Raw genomic sequence first — 17,520 nt, 5'->3', positions numbered from 1 at the left:
GCACGGAAGACGATGAATGGAGAACGCAAAGGAGAACCGCGCATGGTTCCTAAGCATAAGCAAACCAGGCAGGGCAAGCTACGCTTTGGGCGGTCCTTGATGTCCAGATATATCATCCTGATTCTGGCGGCCGTATTATTCGTGCCCGTCGTTCTGCCGATCATATCCATCATATATGTTGTCGTAGTGAACAACACAAATACGAATCAAGCGGCACCGTACGGTGATGTTACCCGGATCAGTAACCTATGGTCGCGTGAAGCGGTGAACCTGAATGGTGCTTCAGATGAGGAGATTAAGGCCCGTTTGGAGCAATTACATGCATCGTACCCCAAGTCTTCCATGTATCGTGTGAATGCGAGCGGTGAGACCCTCTTTATTCTCGGTGGTGAAGATGTAACGCTTCTGAATTCCACATCGCCGGATGGCGGGACAGACACGACATTGAGATGGTCACTGGATTCCGGGAAAACGGCAGAGACTCGAATTCCGGCCATATGGAATGTGAGCAACACGGTTCAATTCATGAAAGAAGCTTCCTATCGAGATCCGCTAACCGTAGTTACATACATCGGTGGAGGTGAAAAGGACAAGGGACAGGGCTTCATGATCATAGAAGTGCCACGATCACTTCTGCAAACGACACAGAGTAACTGGCCGATGGAGCTCCTGTATCTTGGCATTGTGATGACGATCATCTTCATGATTTTCATCATCATGTCGATTCTCTTCTTCGCGCGCATTCGCAAACGACTTATTCGCTTACAGACGGCGATGATGACCCCGGGCAAGGAGGGCATTCCGCTTCCGGTTGATATCCGCCGGTCAGATGAGATCGGTCAACTGGAGGAATCATTTAACCAGATGGTGCATCAACTGTCCGATAGCCGCCAGCGTGAGCGTGAGGAAGAACAATTGCGCAAACGTCTGATTGCGGGGCTTTCCCACGATCTACGCACCCCGCTAACGGTGATTCGTGGACATATGCATGCTTTGCATAAGGAAGCGCTAAGCGAGCAAGGTGACCGTTCATTACATCGCATGGAAGCGAAGATGGAGGATCTCGGCGGGCTCATTGACAACATGTTATCCTATAATTTGCTCACGAGCGGTAAATATACGCTGAAGCTGGAAGAGAAAGATATGCTGCGGATTGTCAGAGAAACGGCAGCGGCCTGGTATCCGGTCTGGGAGAAAGAGCAATTCGAAATTGATATTGATCTGCCGGATGAACCGTTGATCTGGCATATGGATGAACAAGGCATGCGCCGTATTCTGGATAATCTGTTCCAGAACGTGATCCGCCATGCCGCCAGCGGGAAATATATTGGCATCTCAACCCGGGAGATTCAGGGGGAGACGGCTATCGTTATTCAGGATCTCGGTCCGGGAATGCAGCAGGATTCCGACACCAAAGGCACAGGTCTGGGTTTATCCATTGTAGACCTGTTAATTCGTGAGATGGGACTGCGCAAGCGGGTAGACAGTTCCGATACGGGCGTTCGGACATACATCTACAGTGGTAAGGGAAGTAAGGACACAACGAACCCTTAAGATCTCTTTTTTAAACTAAACTTAAACTGGAGACCACCTTGGCTTTAACCTTGGAAGGTTACGATAGTTCCGAGGTGATCATACAGTGAGTGAAAATATTATTCAAACAGCGAATCTATGGAAAACATACCGGGACCGTGCAGCGGTCCGTGAACTTGATCTGCATATTAAAAAGGGAGATATCTACGGCTTCCTCGGTCCCAACGGTGCCGGCAAAACAACAACGATTCGCATGCTTCTCGGCTTGATTAAACCAACCAAAGGCGTGATCCGTGTCTTTGACAAGGATATCCGCAAGGAGCGCATGGACATTCTGCGCCGTGTGGGTTCCCTAGTGGAATACCCTTCTTATTACGGACATCTGAATGCGGTAGAGAATCTCGAAACTTTGCGCCGCATCCTCAATGTCCCGAAATCAAGAATTGCTGAAGTGCTGTCCATTGTAGATCTGACTAAGGATGCCAAACGTTCAGTGAAGGGGTATTCCCTTGGCATGAAGCAACGTCTGGGTATTGCCAGCGCTTTGCTGGGTGAACCGGAGCTGCTGATTCTGGACGAACCAACGAATGGGCTTGATCCGGCCGGTATTCAGGAGATTCGTGAACTGATCAAACGCATGCCTCTGGAACATGGCATTACCGTTCTCGTTTCCAGCCACTTGTTGAGTGAAGTCGAACAGATGGCAAGTCGTGTCGGCATTATCCGTGAAGGCAAGATGGTGCTCCAGGATACCATTGCGAGTCTGCATAGTCAGACGGGTAGTTCTATCCGCTTAACGGTTTCCGAGCCGGAAGAGGCCATGAAACTGGCGAGAGAGCAGGGGCAATTTGGTCAGCGACAAGGTTCTGCGTTAACGTTCCCTTATATGGATAACCCTTCGGTTGCACTGCTTGTGCGCCGATTGATTGAACAGGATCATGATGTGTATCGTGTTGAGGAACAGCGTCAGTCGCTGGAAGATCTGTTCATGCGGGTCATTGGCGAGGGGGCTTCCATATGACCGGACGTGCATTATCGTCGGACTGGCTCAAGATTCGGGGCAAGGGAATCTGGTTTCTCGTTTTTCTGGCCCCGTTTGGATTGACAGCGATGCAGGCGCTTAATTTTGGCTTACGGTTGGACTATCTGAAAGAACAGTATGCGGATAACCTGTGGGGCGGATTGCTCGGCAATGTAGTTGTCTTTGTACCGTTGTCCCTGATGCTGGGAGCAACCATTCTCAGCTCCATGATCGCGAGTGTCGAGCATGAACAAGGATCGTGGAAACAGTTGCTAGCGATGCCAATTTCAAGACCGGCCGTGTATCTGGCCAAGTTCTTGCTGGCTTGTCTGCTGCTGGTAATCTCCTGCCTGCTACTAACCGCAGGAATTATAGGTCTGGGTCTGATCCTCGGATTCCATGCCAGTGAGATCCCTTGGACGCATGCCATCAAGCTGGGGCTGTTGCCATTAGCTGGTGCGCTTCCCGTGTTGTCGTTGGAGTTATGGCTCACAATGGTCAATAAAAATCAGGCGCTTCCCGTCACTCTGGGAATTGTTCTCGCGATAACAGGCATGTTCGCGCTCAGTATCTCACCGTATTTTCCACTTGCTTGGGCACAGATGGCTTGGAATGGACCTAATCCATATCTGTATGCAGGCATGGGGGCAGGTCTGGGGCTCTTGATCCTGTTGTTGGGTATGGTGCATTTTAGCCGGAAGGATGTGGCCTGATATGAGCTTTGCAACAACGTATTTTCGCATTCTATCGGCTGAGCGCTTGAAGATGGGTAAGTCACCCATATGGCTCCTGATTCTGTTAAGTCCACTTATTGCACTGCTCATCGGACTATTGTCCACTCCATCGGGAACTTGGCAGGTATTGATGGGCACCATGGTATTCTTGCACGGATTACTCTTGCTGCCGATGCTGACTGGCGTGTTTACGTCCTTTGTCTGTCGTTTCGAACATGCAGGAGGAGGGTGGAAGCAGATGCTGGTTCTGCCGCTCACACGTTCAGGTGTATACGCAGGCAAACTGACGATTGTACTCATGCTTCTGGCGGGTACACAAGTGTTGTTGCTGCTATCCATTCTGCTGGCAGGCACGATTCATGGCATTACGATGCAGATACCCTGGGGATTCCTGGTGGGCAAAATGCTGCTTGGGTTATTGGCTTGTGTACCTCTTGCCGCCTTGCAGATGTTCGTTTCTCTCGTGTGGAGCAGCTTTGCTGCACCGCTCGCATTGAATTTTGCACTGACTGTGCCCAATATCCTTATCGTCAACTCAGCGGCATATGGACCGTATTATCCTTGGGCGCAACCGATGATTCTGATGACACCCGTAGACGGCGGAGGTTTCGGAGCCTATAACGTGCCGCTGCTGACGCTGCTGTCAGTCGTTGGGGGCAGTGCTGTCATTTTCATAGGAATTGGCATGCTGTATTTTGCGAAGAAAGAAATCTGAATAATTGAATATATCCCTACTTATCCTATGGCCAATATCCTCTTTTAAGCAAAACATGCAACGTTCTATTGTATGTGAGCTTGAGGGGATTTTTTCTAATGTCTGACCCAACCGTCATGAATGGTCAGTTCCCGAATGATTTTGGCCGGCGCTCCGGCTACAAGTGTATTCTCGGGTACATCTTTGGTCACCGTGCTTCCAGCTGCCACGACGGCATTCCTGCCAATTGTCACGCCGGGAAGAATGAGCGCGCCTGTACCAATCCAGGCATTATCCTGAATGACAATTCGCTTGGCAGTCTGGCTCCCATCATCCAGTGAATCAATTCGGTGATAAGCACTGTCAAATATGCTTGTTCGAGGCCCGATCATGACGTTATTACCGATGGTCACCTCTACGTTGGCGGCGATCCCCACACCGGCATTAATCATGACGTCATCGCCAATCGTTAATCGCGCCCCTTTGACCACAGTTAGTTGGGTTCCCCAAGGTTTACCTATGATGTTAAGCCGCTTTCCCACCTGCAAATCACCATGTTTATTGAGATATACTTTTCCCCTGATCCGTGGCAGTAGGCCCATTGAGGGCTGAATTTTACCAAAAATGGTCAAGCCTCTTAATTTGCCATAGGCAATTTTAACTCTGTTGGGCAGCATGATTCATTCATCCTCACCTTCGTCAAAAACGTTTTTTAACGATTATAGCCTGTTTGATACAAAATGTATCGTTAATTTTATGTCGTGGCTTTCTACCTTATATAACTTACATGCATTTGGAAACGCCTTCTAAGCAAAAATTAAAATTCCAAGTATTACATCACACAACATGTGAATTAAATCATAGATTGTAAGCAAAATGAGACGAGAATCTGGTAAAATAAAAAAAGCTGTTTCTAGGCAGGCTTACATGGTTATTCGAGGGTAGGCCCATTTCGGCAAGGGATAATATATCCCTGTTGTTAGATGAAGATATTGGCTGAGAAAAGAGGGGTAAGCCTTGGATATTAATAAAACGGAAACCCTGAAGCGCATTATTTCTGAGGGAAGTTCTTACCAATCACTGTTTTTTAACCACCCGGATGCCATTTATGTGATGGACATCCATGGAAATTATATTGATGCTAATCCCTCGGTGGAGCGGATGTCGGGGTATACACTGGATGGCTTGATTCGTATGAATCAGAATCAGCTCTGTCCTCCGGACAGTGCAAATTTACGCAATGAATATATTAAAGAGGTACTGGCTGGACGTTCAGTCAGTAATTCCATTACCTTTTATCATAAAGATGGTTCCCTGAAACAAGCAGAGATCACGTATGTGCCTATAACGGATGGAAACGAAGTTGTAGGAATCTATGGTATTGCCAAAGATGTTACCGATATCCTGAGAGTGCAACGTGAGCTTAAGGAGGCACAGGAGAAATATCAGGTGCTGGCTGACCATGCACAAGATCTGATTACGACTTGTACTATAGATGGAGAGTTGTTATATGTCTCACCTTCTGTGCACACCTTGCTGGGTTATAAGCCGGAGGAAGTCACAGGAAAGTCCTTCAAGGATTATTGTTATCCGGGAGATTACCCGGACCCTATGGATCTTTCCAAGATCGGCAATGGCTGCAAGATGCGTGTGTTGCACAAGAAGGGACACTATATCTGGATGGAGACCTTGGCGAAGCCTGTGGCCGAAGAGCGTGGCAAGAGTGTCCAGATTGTAAGCATCAGCAGGGATATTACCCAGCATAAGGATGCGGACAGACGTCTTCGGGAAAGTCGTCAGCGATATAGATCGCTGTTCGAACATAATCCGGCAGCTGTGTATTCATTGAATCTGGAAGGCAAGTATAGTGCTGTGAACAGCAAACTTGTGCAAATGCTGGATATTCCGCGTAATAAGCTGATTGGCAAATCTTTTCTATCCAATCTGGATAAATGCGAAGTGCAGTACGGCGAACACTATTTTGAAATGGTGAAGAAGGGCGAACCTCAGTATTATGAGACCCGAATCGTCAATTCCAGAGGTCGGAAGATTGAAGTATCCGTTACGAATGTGCCCATTATTGTGGATAAGGAAATGGTAGGCGTCTATGGAATCGTGTCCGATATTACCGAGCGTAAGGAATACACGGAACGGATTCAGGAGCTAAGCAAGCAACATGAGCTGATCCTCAACACGGTGACAGAAGGAATATATGGTTTGGATGCGGATGGAATTACCATGTTTATGAACCCTGCAGCAGCCTCCATGTTCGGTTATGAGGCGCAAGAGTTCATTGGCAAGAATTCACATCCCATTATCCATCACACTCGTGCAGATGGAAGTCATTTCCCAATAGAAGAGTGCCCGATCCACATGACCGTGCTGGATGGACAAAGTCGTTCAATCAAAGAAGATGTGTTCTGGCGTAAAGATGGCAGCAGCTTTCTGGTGCAGTACCAGGTGACGCCGATTATTGAACAGGGACAGATTCAGGGCGCGGTGGTTGTGTTTAATGACGTGACTGGCGAGCGTGAAATTGTACGTGCTAAAGAGACGGCTGAGCTGGCAGCTCAGGCCAAGTCGGAATTTCTGTCGATGGTCAGCCATGAGATCCGGACACCGATGAACGGGATTGTGGGGATGACCGAATTATTGATCGGTACCGATCTGTCGGAAGAACAGCGTGAATATGCCGAGATTATTCAGGATAGTGGTGATGCACTGCTGAACATCCTTAATGATATTTTGGACTTTAGTAAGCTGGAATCCGGGAAAATGGCCTTGGCTTATGAGCCGTTTGCATTACGTAAGATGCTGGAACAGGTTGCCGAACTGTTTAAACCCCGCGCAGATGAGAAACATCTGGAAATCAGATATCGTCTCAATCCAAGCATCCCTGAATTCATGGTTGGTGACGCCATACGTATCCGGCAGATTCTGGTGAACTTGGTTGGCAATGCGCTTAAGTTCACGGACCAGGGAAGCATTGATGTTACCGTGGATATTATCAAAGGCAGAAAGCCTGAAGATAGCGTGCTTGATTTCGCTGTGCAAGATACGGGAATTGGCATCCCGGCTGACAAGCTAGATCAGTTGTTCCAGTCCTTCTCTCAACTGCATCCGGTGATTAACCGTAAATATGGTGGTACGGGGCTGGGACTGGTCATCTCCAAGCGACTCGTGGAGATCATGGGAGGTAGTATCAGTGTCGAGAGTACAGAAGGGGAAGGCTCAACCTTCCGATTTGCTGTTCCTGCGGCAAGTGTAGATGCTTCAGCCGAACAGACAGCAAGTCAATTCCATCATGATCGTACACGTCAGAGTGACAAGGTCGCCATGCGTATTCTGGTGGCAGAGGATCATCCAGTGAACCGCAAGATTTTGCGAGAATATCTGGAGAAGCTGGGGTATCAGGCAGATGTGTGTACCAACGGCGTAGAAGCAATTGATGCCATCTCTCAGAATGCTTATGATATTGTTCTGATGGATATTCATATGCCGGTGATGGATGGACTTAAGGCGACAGACCTGTTACACCGCCTGATTCCAAGGGATCGTATACCTCCAATCATTGCAGTTACAGGCAATGCCAAACGTGAGGATAAGGAAGCTTGTCTGGAGATTGGTATGCGTGATTTTATTAGCAAACCGGTCATGCTAAGTGAGTTGAAACGGGTGTTACAGCAATGGGGGCCAAGGGACGAACCCCAGCTTGCACCGAACTGAATAACGATCTGTTAACGATAACGATGTAGCTGTGAAAATAACAAACGCAAACACGCCAATCATACTCCTCAGATGGAGTGTGATTGGCGTGTTTGCGTTGACAGGCTACTGAAGATGAGCCGAAGCATATCGAAGTAGAGCGGTACACGAATGAGTTATGCTAATGTGAGACGATTGATATTGCCAGATAGTATCTCACAGGAATTATTGAATTTTTGGCGTTCCGCCGCATCCAGATTCAATTCAATCACCTCTTGAATGCCATCTCCTCCGATGATTGCAGGAACACCGACGCAGACATTATGCTGATTGTACTCACCATCCAGAATAGCGGATACGGCGATGATCTTGTGTTCATCATTGAGGATTGAACGGGTAATGTGCGCGAGGGCATTGCCGATTCCGAATTGAGTAGAGCCTTTACGGGTAAAGATCTCCCAACCGGCATCCTTCGTTTTGCGGGCAATATCGTTCAGATCCAGATGTTTGAAGCGCTCCTTGTGCTGATCCAAAATGTGCATAATCGGTTTGCCACCAATGGTCACATGTGACCAGGCCACGAACTGGGATTCTCCATGCTCCCCGAGCGCATAACCATGCACACTGCGTGGATCGATGGAGAAGACTTCAGACAGCAGCGTTTTGAGTCGTGAAGAGTCAATGGACGTCCCTGTGCCGATAACATGCTCACGGGGAAGACCTGATAACTTCCATACCATATAAGTTACTATGTCAACCGGATTAGCAGCGACGACAAAAATCCCGTTAAATCCACTGTTCATGATGGGAACCACGATGTCTTTGGCGATGGACTCTGCTTCCTCCAAAATATCCAGCCGTGTCTGTCCTGGCTTCGGATTCGCCCCTGCGGTTAAGATAATCACATCCATATTGCCACAATCCGCGTACGTGCCCGCATATACTTTGGTTCGGTTATGTGTAAAGTCCATACAATGGGAGAAATCCAGTGCCTGTGCTACGGCACGGTCATAAGTCCGGTCAACCATCATAATTTCTCTGCATATGGATTGATTGATCATGGAATACGCACAACTTGAACCGACAAGGCCCGCCCCGATCACCGCTACTTTACCTGATTTGCCTAACACTTCCGTTCAGCCCCCAATTAGATTGATATTTTCCGTTACTAACGCGTTCTATGTTAAGTATAGTCCTTTATTTTATGCCGGAATGCACTTCTACGTTACATAAGATAACACATGAAAAAGCAGTACAGCAATGATATCCGCTATCGCGGGAGCGTATTGGAGTAACGGAGTTAACAAAATTGACATGAATAATTTATAATCATATGATTTGACGGCATTTGCACCTGTGTCATTCGACATGACAGCATTCATGCTCGTTGTCGGATTCGGGGTTATTTGTGCGGAATATATACCTGACAAAACTTCTTAGGAATCCGCAGAAACAGAACAAAACCGTCAAAGGGATCTGCCGAGAAGCCGACGAATACATACGGACAAGCAAAAGATTAACATACTTGATCCATGAGACAGGTTGCCCCGATCCGATGACGGTTCCAAAAAGGAACGCTGAAGCCGTAATGTTTTATCCAAGAGTCCATTTCATAACTCACTAAAGGTATTATGAAATGGATTCCCAAAAGACTTCATTCCGGGAGGGAATTAATGATGATTGAAGAAGCAGGAGCAACGACGGAAACGGCCAAGAGCCTGGGCATAGGTGCCAGTACTCTTCGTAAATATGCGGCGGCACTGGAAGAGCAGGGATACCGGTTCGAACGTTCCGCCAACAAATCCAGACTATTCAAGTCCGACGACATCGAGTGCATTGAACGCCTGATGACCGAACTCAGAGAGCATAATCTGCCCTTGGCTGATGCTGTGGTGACTGTATTGGCCCCAGAGGCACCTGTAGCTGTAGCGGAAATAGATGTACCTGTGGTGGGGATTGAAGGTCTTTCAGAGTCCGAATGTGCAGTGACAGTCATGCCATCAATATCTCCTGAGGGCCCGGAATCCATCGGCAATCTGAGATCCTATGAGGGTCTGGGACAACTGGTAAGTGAGGTAACATACGGTGCTGTAGAACAGCAGCAGGACGATCGGGTACAGCTGCTGCAACAGCGGGTTGATGAATTGGAGTTGACCCTTCAGCATCTGGCTGATACACATATGGCTCTTCAGGAACAGATGGAGAAACAACGCCTATGGATGAACGAAAAGCTGGAGGAAGAGCGAGATCGCGAACTCGTGACCAATCTGCGCAGTTTCCAGGGAAGAAAACGCAAACCCAAAGGAGTATCCCTGCGTATGTTGTTTGGATTCCTGCCCAAGAAGCATAAGGAAGCTTAAGCAACGGACTATGGCTCATCGTGATTTTGCATGATCGGCCTGATATAATAAGCTCCATACAACATGAAGACTGGCCATGGATCGCTCGGTATAGAAACAGACCGGGATGAGTTCGGAAAGCTGGTGTGGGAGGATCTGTGGAGCTGCGACGAAGTTGGCAAAGATTGCTCGGACTGTGGACAGACCGTCCTCGTCGGAAAGGGACGGCCCTTGCTGAGCGATATACAATACAGGAATTGCTGGGTATGGGGAGCTATGGGCTGACATACCTGTGTACAGATGAGCAGAACGGCAGGGAAGTGGCGTTGAAGGAGTCCAAGCCCAGCAAGGGAAGACTCGCTGCACATCTGTTGGAGCGGGAGGCGGACGTGATGAAACTTCTGCATCATCCGGCGATTCCCGATCTATTGGATGTGTTCACATTCGGGAGACGAAGTTATATCGTTACCGAGTATATTCGTGGCCAGACGCTGGAAGATTGCATATTTGAGCAAGGTCTTCGATATACGGAGCGGGAATGTCTGGAATTGGCTGGTCAACTACTGGCGCCAGTGGCTCATGTGCATGAGCAGGGATATATTCATGGAGATGTGCGGATTCCCAATGTTATTTTACGTGAAGGGAAGGTGCATCTAATTGACTTTGGCCTGGCGAGACGCTTGGGGGAGCCGTTGTTGCCTGAGCTAAAGCGACGTATGCGTGAAGTCCCTGAGCCTGAAGATGAACTCGCTACACCGGATCATGACTTGCAGGATATCGGCCACTTTCTTCTCTTTATGCTGTATTCGGCTTACGAGCCAGAGAAGGGTCGTGAACCTGCCAGCTGGCAGGAGGAACTTAAGCTTACGCGGGAATTGCACCAGATGCTGGAGCGGCTCCTGGGACTTCGCCCGGGTTATCAAGGCGGAGCAATGGAGTTACGGGCAGAGATGGAACGTGTGTTGATGAAGGTAAGATGAATAAGTTCTATAGGCGGACCTATATTGGTTATTCGTGACCTCTTCGTATGATATCTGTAGGGGTCTTTTTCCTTTTTACTGATACATGCATAACGTATCAAAACAGTGGGTTGAATGATATAATGAATAACAATTATACGTTGAAGGAGGCGATTCATCATATGCTTAAAAAACTGGAAGGCGATCATGCCGAATTATTTAAAACGTGGTTTCATAGCAAAAAAGACACCATAGTGGATATCGAAGGAAAGCATTATTTAATCAAGCCGCTGGAAAACGTCGTTCAGGAAGAAATAGAAAGTGATCACGAACTCAAAACTTTAATTTTACATGCCAAGAAGGATATCTCTTCGGGTAGGGTCTACTCCACAGATGATATAATTGACGCAATTGAAAAAGGGAATTTATAGATGTTGATCCAGTGGACACCTTCAGCAAGACAGGCTCTCGCTCAAATCGGCAGTGTTCGTTTCACTCAGGAAGAAACAAAGCTCTATTTAAAGTGTATTACTCGTTCTCGGTGGATAAGCGAATTTGCTTCATTGAGGCATTAAGACATCAAAATCAGCAAAATTGATACATACATATAAAGAAACAATAAAGGGGTGTTCTGTTAGCCGTGTGTATGGCTAGCGAACACCCCTTTATTTTTGTTACATCATTGATATATGGACCTGTCCACTGAGCAGGCTGATGATTACTTTTTAGTAGCAGGAGTAAAGGCCGCTTAGCTGGAGCTGTATTTTCTGCTTTTGTAATACCCGGAGCCACTGCGGCTGTCCCTATATTTCACATCCGAAGAAGAATAGCGCTTGTAGGAACGCTTGCCGGAGGAACTGCTGTGACGTTTATATGAGCGTCTGTCCGAAGAACTGTAACGTTTGCGGTGAGATGAAGATTTGGAATCGATAAGTTTACCGATGATTTTTTTGAACATGAGCTTTCACCCTTTCGACTTCAACTGTTTTAACCATATACGTGGCCAGATCCGAAGGGGTTTCGAGTTTTTCATGGATAATTGTATTCATTGGACAGGAGCTTGGCGTATAATAGGATGTTGCTGTTGCACGACATTTTTTATTTTGCGCGTTTAGCGTTACAATAGAGGACAGGATAAGATTTTAACGGACAGGAGTAGTTGTTATGATTACGTTGAAGACCAAAGAGCAGATTGAATATATGAAAAAAGCCGGAGAAATTCTCGCCGCGTGCCATAGAGAAATTGCAAAGATGATTCGTCCGGGCATTACGACACAGGAGATCGACCAGTTTGCAGAGGCTTTTATGAAGAAAAATGGCGCTACGCCGGAACAAAAGGGATATAACGGATACCAATATGCGACATGTGCGTCGGTTAATGATGTGATCTGTCACGGGTTTCCGGGAAAATATGCACTGAAAGACGGCGATATCGTCACAATCGACATGGTGGTTAATCTGAATGGCTGGCTCGCCGATTCGGCTTGGTCATATGCTGTAGGTGAAGTAACCCCAGAAGCGCAACATCTGCTGGATGTAACCAAAAAGTCACTGTACAAAGGTATTGAATTGGCCGTGGTGGGTAACCGGATCGGCGATATCTCCCATGCCATTCAAGTCTATGCAGAGGGTGAAGGTCTGTCGGTTGTACGCGAGTTTATTGGACACGGCATTGGTGAGAAGATGCATGAGGAACCACAAGTCCCTCACTATGGTCCGCCACATCGGGGTCCGCGCCTGAAGGAAGGTATGGTTATTACGATTGAACCGATGTTGAACATTGGTACGTATCGCAGCAAGCTGGATTCGGATGGATGGACTGCACGTACTATGGATGGAAGTCTGTCTGCCCAGTATGAACATACGATTGCAATCACAGCAGACGGTCCTGTGATTTTGACAGCACAATAATAGCTAAAAGCAGCTACAATGTGACGATATTTGCATATTTCAAGGCGGCCCACGTTTGTGATCCGCCTGTTTCGGTTTAAACTAATAAGAAGTGATAACACAGAGCCAGTGGTGAGGGATCTCAGCTGACAAGGGTTAACCTTGCGTCCACTTGGCAACAAGGAGGTAATTTTGGTGTCTGTAAATAAACAGATCGTACTTGCGTCTCGTCCCGAAGGTGCCCCATCCAGAGAAAATTTCAAATTTATTGATGCACCTCTTCCTGAACCGGAAGCTGGGCAAGTCCTGGTACGTACATTATATTTGTCGGTCGATCCGTACATGCGGGGCCGCATGAAAGATACAAAATCCTATGCTGCACCGTACGCGTTGAATGAAGTGATTAAGGGTGGAGCCATTGGGCAGGTTGTGGAATCTTCGGAACCTAATCTGCGCAAAGGAGATCTCGTATCCGGCATGTGGGGCTGGCAACAATACGCCGCAGTGAATACAACGGATCTGTCGCTGATTGATACCGAAGAGGCACCAATCACGGCATACCTGGGCGCACTGGGCCTGACGGGTCTGACAGCTTATTTTGGCATGGAAGACATCGGCAAGCCGAAGGACGGCGAAACGGTTGTTGTATCGGGAGCAGCCGGAGCGGTAGGCATGATCGCAGGTCAGATTGGTAAAATCGTAGGAGCACGCGTAGTCGGTATTGCAGGCTCTGATGAGAAATGCGTCTATTTGAAAGAAAAACTGGGCTTCGACGTGGTATTGAACTACAAGAAAGAGCCGGATATGTCAGCGGCCATTGAACGGGCTTGCCCGGATGGCGTGGACGTCTACTTCGACAATGTGGGCGGCGACATCTCGGATGCAGTCTTGCGCCACATTAATCGGAATGCACGTATTCCGTTATGCGGTCAGATCTCGTCTTATAATCTGGAGAAACCGGATATCGGGATGCGTCCACAGACGTTGCTCTTAACCAATACAGCATTAATGAAAGGGTTCCTGTTGGGTGACTACACCAAATCCTTCAAGGAAGGCCGCGCCAAGTTGGCGAAATGGATCAAGGAAGGTCATCTCCAGTATGAAGAAAACATTGTGGACGGGTTTGAACAGACGCCGGAAGCATTCATGGGCCTATTCTCTGGAGATAATCTGGGCAAGCAGCTGGTTAAGGTTGCAGATCCAGAATAGATATCGCATGGTTTTACAATTTAATAAGTAGATGAAAACGAAAAGACACGTTCTGCACACCGATGGTGTATCAGAACGTGTCTTTTTTCTGTAGATCTGTGTGTGGGCTGCTTATGATGACTAGTGTTCGGCAACCAGCACTTCTTTGTAGTGTTTGTACATATATACACGCCAGCGTACAATCATGCCGAAGGCCAATAGGAAGAATAGTCCGCCTGTTTGCGGAATGCTTACATATCGCTGAATGACTTCATGCAGAATTAAGCGTACGGCCAGCAATCCAAGCAGAATGAAAGCAAAGCTGCGGGAGCGCGTGGCGAAAATCTCTTCACCTACTCGTTCAAACCGTGTACTGCGAATGAGGGGATAGGAGAAAAGGAACCAGCCCACCAGAAATGCAATGAATGCCCAGAGTAAAGGAATATGTGTCTCCGGTACAACAAACATAAGAAATCCTGTGCTCATGCCGAGCGGGGGAATAAGGATTTTGCGAATGGTCACCGGTCTGTGACTGGCTTTCATGCGGATGAAGATGGCAAGCAGTGCCATGACGAGCATGCCCACGGTTGCTCCAATTTGCAGGTAGTACGGACTGATTTGAGCCACGTAGAACTCCCTCTTTCTGGAATAATATATTATCCGTAGATCCGGAACCCAGTACGAATTGCCGGAATTTTCAGTTCCTATTATATCACAAACGCATATAGCCGATAGAAAGCTTAGTGTATCATATACCCGATATGTATTCACAGGGTTTATTTGAAATTTTTGTATTATTGTGCCCGTTGTAAGGCCGTTTATTCGATTAAGGGGAAATCATACAATGATTGGACAACAATGGATGTATACTAAGCTCATCGGTTCACACCATACGGGATGGCTTGCAGGTAATACAGATTGGCTGGTACATGTGGTTAGCCTCATATGTGCAAGTGTACTGATTCTTTTGCTGGTTATCTATAGTTATATTTTATGGTTGAAGTATAACAGCAAACGCAGGGAAAAAGTTAAGACAACACTGAGGCAGGAATTACTTGCAGAAGGTTCATATCTACAGCAATATCTGAACAACGGAGAAATCGGTGTAGATGTATTGAATATGACTGGAGATCAACAGATCGTTTTGCAGCAGTTGTTATTGGAAAGGCTCGCTCAAGGTCCGGTAGAGCAGGAGATTCTGCGAATTCGTCTATTATCCTGGCAAGTCTTCGGAAGTTCATACCGGTCCGTTCTGAAGACGGGAAAGTGGAGTGAACGGGTCAACACGTTGTTATATATTGAACAGTTTCATATGGTGGAGCTTCTGCCGAAGTTAGAGGATATGCTCCGTGTTACCTCCTGCACACCGCTTGAACGCTTCATCATTTTGCGCATATATGCCAGAACCGGTTATTTCCGAATTGTGAAGGAATTGATGCGTGAGCAATGTGTATGGTCCAATTCGCAGGTTCTGCAGATTCTGCTGCTGCTTACCGATTCGTCCTGGACTCGTCTGAAGGATCATTTCAAGAATGTACCTTATCAGGTCCAGTCCAATATCGTCCATGCCATTCGTATTCGGGATGACCAGACGGAGAGTGCTTTTATTTTGCTGGAGAAGCTCATTCTTGAAGAGGATGCACTGCTGCGTACCCATGCTTATCAGGCATTGGCTCAAGTGGGCAGATACCGTGAAGATATGCTGAAGGGTCTATTGCTGGTATGGAACGAAGCTGGCGAGGAAAGACAACGTTCTGAAAGACTAACAGTGACCCGGCTTATGGGCGATATTCATGCGGATGCTTTTATTCCTCGCCTGAAGGTGATGATGGGAGATCCTTCTTTTCAGATCAGACAGGAGGCGGCGAATTCCCTCGCCCGTTACGACCAGGGACTTGAAGAACTCCGGGATACAGCTGTAAACCATCCGGATAGGTATGCAAGGCAGATAGCGGAAGAAACGCTGGAAAGGATGCAGTATGGACGAAAGATGGATTGAGATGCTGCGGAGTTTTGTTTTGGCATGTTACGAGGGGATATTTGTCTATCTGGTGCTAGCGATTGTGATGTGCAGTGTTCTGGTAGTTGCTGCCGCTCGCACAATGATCCTGAGAAGGGATCTGGACCCGCTGCAATATCATGAGATGTTGGACGAAGAATTGGCTCCGGCGGTATCTCTGCTTGTTCCGACGCGTAATAGCGAGAATACGATCGTGCAGCGAATTAACGGTCTATTGGAGATTCAATATGCACGCTATGAAGTTATTATCATTAATGACGGATCAGAGGATGGAACAATGCCGCGGTTAATGGAAACCTATGATCTGATGCCCATTCGGAGTAAAGTTCATTACTCGGGACTCGGTCAGGAGACGGCTCAGATTAAAGGTGTCTACCAATCCAGGCTGCATCATCGTCTGATTGTGATCGACAAGGCGTATGGAGGACGAATGGACTCCTTGAATGCAGGTCTGAATATCTCGCAATATCCTTATATCGCCTCTGTTGGACCCCGGACATTTTTGGAACGGGATGCACTGGTGAAGATTATGAAACCCGTTATGGATGCTCTACCAGGAGAAGAGGTCGTTGCTTGTAGTGGACGAGTAGATCTTATGGTTCCTAGAAATACGGCTCATGCGGAATTGACGGATAATAGCACAACACCGACGGGCAGTACGTTGTATGTGATGCAAAGCATTGAATACGTGCGTGCTTTTTTAATTGGCGGGGTGGGACTCGTTCGTTACAATATTAATGTGCTTTTATTTACGGCTCAAGTATTCGGTGTATTCAAAAAGAACCGGGTGATGGAAGTCGGTGGTTATAGGCGCGGTGATCAGGCCGGTCACATGGAACTTGTGATGCGGTTGCAAAAACATATGAAGCGAATTCGGGAACGGGGTCGTATTATATACATTCCCGATCCGATCTGCAGGGTAGAAGTGCCGGGTACATGGCGTCAACTGCGCAGACAGCGAACCCGCTGGTATATGCAGCTTGCGAGCAGTCTATGGGCCCAGCGGAGCATGATTTTTAATCCAGCCTTCGGCTGGATGGGGATGGTATCCATCCCGTATTTTATTCTGATCGAATTGCTGGGACCTGTGATGGAACTGGGAGCGTTATTGCTGTTCATCTCAGGCATAGGACTTCAGTTGGTAGATATCAACCTGTGCATCATTATTGCTCTACTGCTGATGCTCTACGGTTCACTGTTTTCCGCAGGTATGGTCATGTTCGAAATATGGTGTTCACGCAAAGCGTACACGTCCAGAGAGGTGACGCGTCTGCTAGTATACGCTTGTTCGGAGACGTTCTGGTTCAGACCGCTGAACAATATATTTCGTATGATTGGCATCTTGCATGCTATGGGATTGAGGAAGGCAGAGGAGAAGGAGATCAGGAATGGATTGGGGTAATCTAACGGTAACTTGGGCCATACCTTGGAACAAAG

Annotated in this window: 16 protein-coding genes; 12 read left to right on the top strand and 4 right to left on the bottom strand. The window is 47.5% G+C overall.

Annotated elements, in window-relative coordinates; translation table 11 throughout:
* The first annotated feature begins 42 nt into the window (after positions 1–42).
* The 4 genes from ACX9NY_RS21195 to ACX9NY_RS21180 all read left to right on the top strand — a co-directional run bounded on the left by ACX9NY_RS21195 (position 43) and on the right by ACX9NY_RS21180 (position 4,003).
* Entirely contained in the window at positions 43–1,554 is a 1,512-nt protein-coding gene (locus tag ACX9NY_RS21195; protein WP_342571695.1) for a HAMP domain-containing sensor histidine kinase, read from the top strand.
* A gap of 85 nt (positions 1,555–1,639) precedes the next feature.
* A complete protein-coding gene (locus ACX9NY_RS21190) occupies positions 1,640–2,554 on the top strand; it encodes an ABC transporter ATP-binding protein (RefSeq protein ID WP_339239272.1) in 915 nt (304 codons plus the stop codon).
* A complete protein-coding gene (locus tag ACX9NY_RS21185) occupies positions 2,551–3,267 on the top strand; it encodes an ABC transporter permease (RefSeq protein ID WP_339239273.1) in 717 nt (238 codons plus the stop codon). Before ACX9NY_RS21190 ends, ACX9NY_RS21185 begins: the two co-directional genes overlap by 4 nt.
* Before the next feature lies 1 nt (position 3,268).
* Entirely contained in the window at positions 3,269–4,003 is a 735-nt protein-coding gene (locus tag ACX9NY_RS21180) for an ABC transporter permease (protein ID WP_472474902.1), read from the top strand.
* A 95-nt stretch (positions 4,004–4,098) separates the two neighbouring features.
* Here the strand turns inward: ACX9NY_RS21180 and ACX9NY_RS21175 are convergent, their stop codons facing one another.
* Positions 4,099–4,659 (bottom strand): acyltransferase, encoded by a 561-nt coding sequence (locus ACX9NY_RS21175; protein WP_342571697.1) that lies wholly within the window; start codon positions 4,657–4,659, stop codon positions 4,099–4,101.
* A 340-nt stretch (positions 4,660–4,999) separates the two neighbouring features.
* Here ACX9NY_RS21175 and ACX9NY_RS21170 point away from each other — a divergent pair, with 340 nt between their 5' ends.
* Complete coding sequence (locus ACX9NY_RS21170) at positions 5,000–7,708, top strand: PAS domain-containing hybrid sensor histidine kinase/response regulator (RefSeq protein ID WP_472474899.1); 2,709 nt, start codon at positions 5,000–5,002, stop codon at positions 7,706–7,708.
* A 155-nt stretch (positions 7,709–7,863) separates the two neighbouring features.
* On the opposite strand, the gene ACX9NY_RS21165 is transcribed toward ACX9NY_RS21170, so the two are convergent.
* Positions 7,864–8,817: an L-lactate dehydrogenase gene (locus tag ACX9NY_RS21165; RefSeq protein WP_472474897.1), complete on the bottom strand. Its 954-nt coding sequence runs from the start codon at positions 8,815–8,817 to the stop codon at positions 7,864–7,866.
* Positions 8,818–9,360: 543 nt separating this feature from the next.
* Between ACX9NY_RS21165 and ACX9NY_RS21160 the strand changes: the two genes are divergently transcribed.
* From ACX9NY_RS21160 to ACX9NY_RS21150, 3 genes are all read left to right on the top strand, one after another.
* Entirely contained in the window at positions 9,361–10,047 is a 687-nt protein-coding gene (locus tag ACX9NY_RS21160) for a hypothetical protein (RefSeq protein WP_472474895.1), read from the top strand.
* 137 nt (positions 10,048–10,184) lie between these two features.
* On the top strand, positions 10,185–11,006 hold the full coding sequence (locus ACX9NY_RS21155; RefSeq protein WP_472474893.1) for a serine/threonine protein kinase: 822 nt from the start codon (positions 10,185–10,187) through the stop codon (positions 11,004–11,006).
* A gap of 161 nt (positions 11,007–11,167) precedes the next feature.
* Positions 11,168–11,416, top strand: coding sequence for a hypothetical protein (locus ACX9NY_RS21150; protein WP_339258572.1), 249 nt, complete (start codon positions 11,168–11,170; stop codon positions 11,414–11,416).
* A 317-nt stretch (positions 11,417–11,733) separates the two neighbouring features.
* On the opposite strand, the gene ACX9NY_RS21145 is transcribed toward ACX9NY_RS21150, so the two are convergent.
* The gene (locus ACX9NY_RS21145) at positions 11,734–11,943 is read right to left on the bottom strand and encodes a hypothetical protein (RefSeq protein ID WP_017690946.1); all 210 of its coding nucleotides are present in this window, start codon (positions 11,941–11,943) and stop codon (positions 11,734–11,736) included.
* 206 nt (positions 11,944–12,149) lie between these two features.
* Here ACX9NY_RS21145 and map point away from each other — a divergent pair, with 206 nt between their 5' ends.
* The gene (gene map / locus ACX9NY_RS21140) at positions 12,150–12,896 is read left to right on the top strand and encodes a type I methionyl aminopeptidase (protein WP_339239281.1); all 747 of its coding nucleotides are present in this window, start codon (positions 12,150–12,152) and stop codon (positions 12,894–12,896) included.
* Positions 12,897–13,070: 174 nt separating this feature from the next.
* The gene (locus ACX9NY_RS21135) at positions 13,071–14,084 is read left to right on the top strand and encodes an NADP-dependent oxidoreductase (protein WP_339239282.1); all 1,014 of its coding nucleotides are present in this window, start codon (positions 13,071–13,073) and stop codon (positions 14,082–14,084) included.
* 120 nt (positions 14,085–14,204) lie between these two features.
* On the opposite strand, the gene ACX9NY_RS21130 is transcribed toward ACX9NY_RS21135, so the two are convergent.
* Complete coding sequence (locus ACX9NY_RS21130) at positions 14,205–14,690, bottom strand: CcdC family protein (RefSeq protein ID WP_338590424.1); 486 nt, start codon at positions 14,688–14,690, stop codon at positions 14,205–14,207.
* 217 nt (positions 14,691–14,907) lie between these two features.
* On the opposite strand from ACX9NY_RS21130, the gene ACX9NY_RS21125 reads away from it, so the two are divergent.
* A complete protein-coding gene (locus ACX9NY_RS21125) occupies positions 14,908–16,062 on the top strand; it encodes a HEAT repeat domain-containing protein (RefSeq protein WP_472474889.1) in 1,155 nt (384 codons plus the stop codon).
* Positions 16,043–17,485, top strand: a complete 1,443-nt coding sequence (locus ACX9NY_RS21120; RefSeq protein ID WP_342571705.1) for a glycosyltransferase family 2 protein — start codon at positions 16,043–16,045, stop codon at positions 17,483–17,485. The genes ACX9NY_RS21125 and ACX9NY_RS21120 overlap by 20 nt, the downstream gene beginning before the upstream one ends.
* The last annotated feature ends 35 nt before the right edge of the window (positions 17,486–17,520 follow it).

This window comes from Paenibacillus sp. CB74 (assembly GCF_055687625.1).
Note: the sequence above shows the minus strand (reverse complement) of the source record. Positions and strands in the feature narration are given on the sequence as shown.

What these genes read in the sequence shown, in the direction of transcription:
- ACX9NY_RS21195 (WP_342571695.1), top strand. Translation starts at nt 43, where the DNA reads ATGGTTCCTAAGCATAAGCAAACCAGGCAGGGCAAGCTACGCTTTGGG.
- ACX9NY_RS21185 (WP_339239273.1), top strand. Translation starts at nt 2,551, where the DNA reads ATGACCGGACGTGCATTATCGTCGGACTGGCTCAAGATTCGGGGCAAG.
- ACX9NY_RS21180 (WP_472474902.1), top strand. Translation starts at nt 3,269, where the DNA reads ATGAGCTTTGCAACAACGTATTTTCGCATTCTATCGGCTGAGCGCTTG.
- ACX9NY_RS21175 (WP_342571697.1), bottom strand. Translation starts at nt 4,659, where the DNA reads ATGCTGCCCAACAGAGTTAAAATTGCCTATGGCAAATTAAGAGGCTTG.
- ACX9NY_RS21160 (WP_472474895.1), top strand. Translation starts at nt 9,361, where the DNA reads ATGATGATTGAAGAAGCAGGAGCAACGACGGAAACGGCCAAGAGCCTG.
- ACX9NY_RS21150 (WP_339258572.1), top strand. Translation starts at nt 11,168, where the DNA reads ATGCTTAAAAAACTGGAAGGCGATCATGCCGAATTATTTAAAACGTGG.
- ACX9NY_RS21145 (WP_017690946.1), bottom strand. Translation starts at nt 11,943, where the DNA reads ATGTTCAAAAAAATCATCGGTAAACTTATCGATTCCAAATCTTCATCT.
- map (WP_339239281.1), top strand. Translation starts at nt 12,150, where the DNA reads ATGATTACGTTGAAGACCAAAGAGCAGATTGAATATATGAAAAAAGCC.
- ACX9NY_RS21125 (WP_472474889.1), top strand. Translation starts at nt 14,908, where the DNA reads ATGATTGGACAACAATGGATGTATACTAAGCTCATCGGTTCACACCAT.
- ACX9NY_RS21120 (WP_342571705.1), top strand. Translation starts at nt 16,043, where the DNA reads ATGGACGAAAGATGGATTGAGATGCTGCGGAGTTTTGTTTTGGCATGT.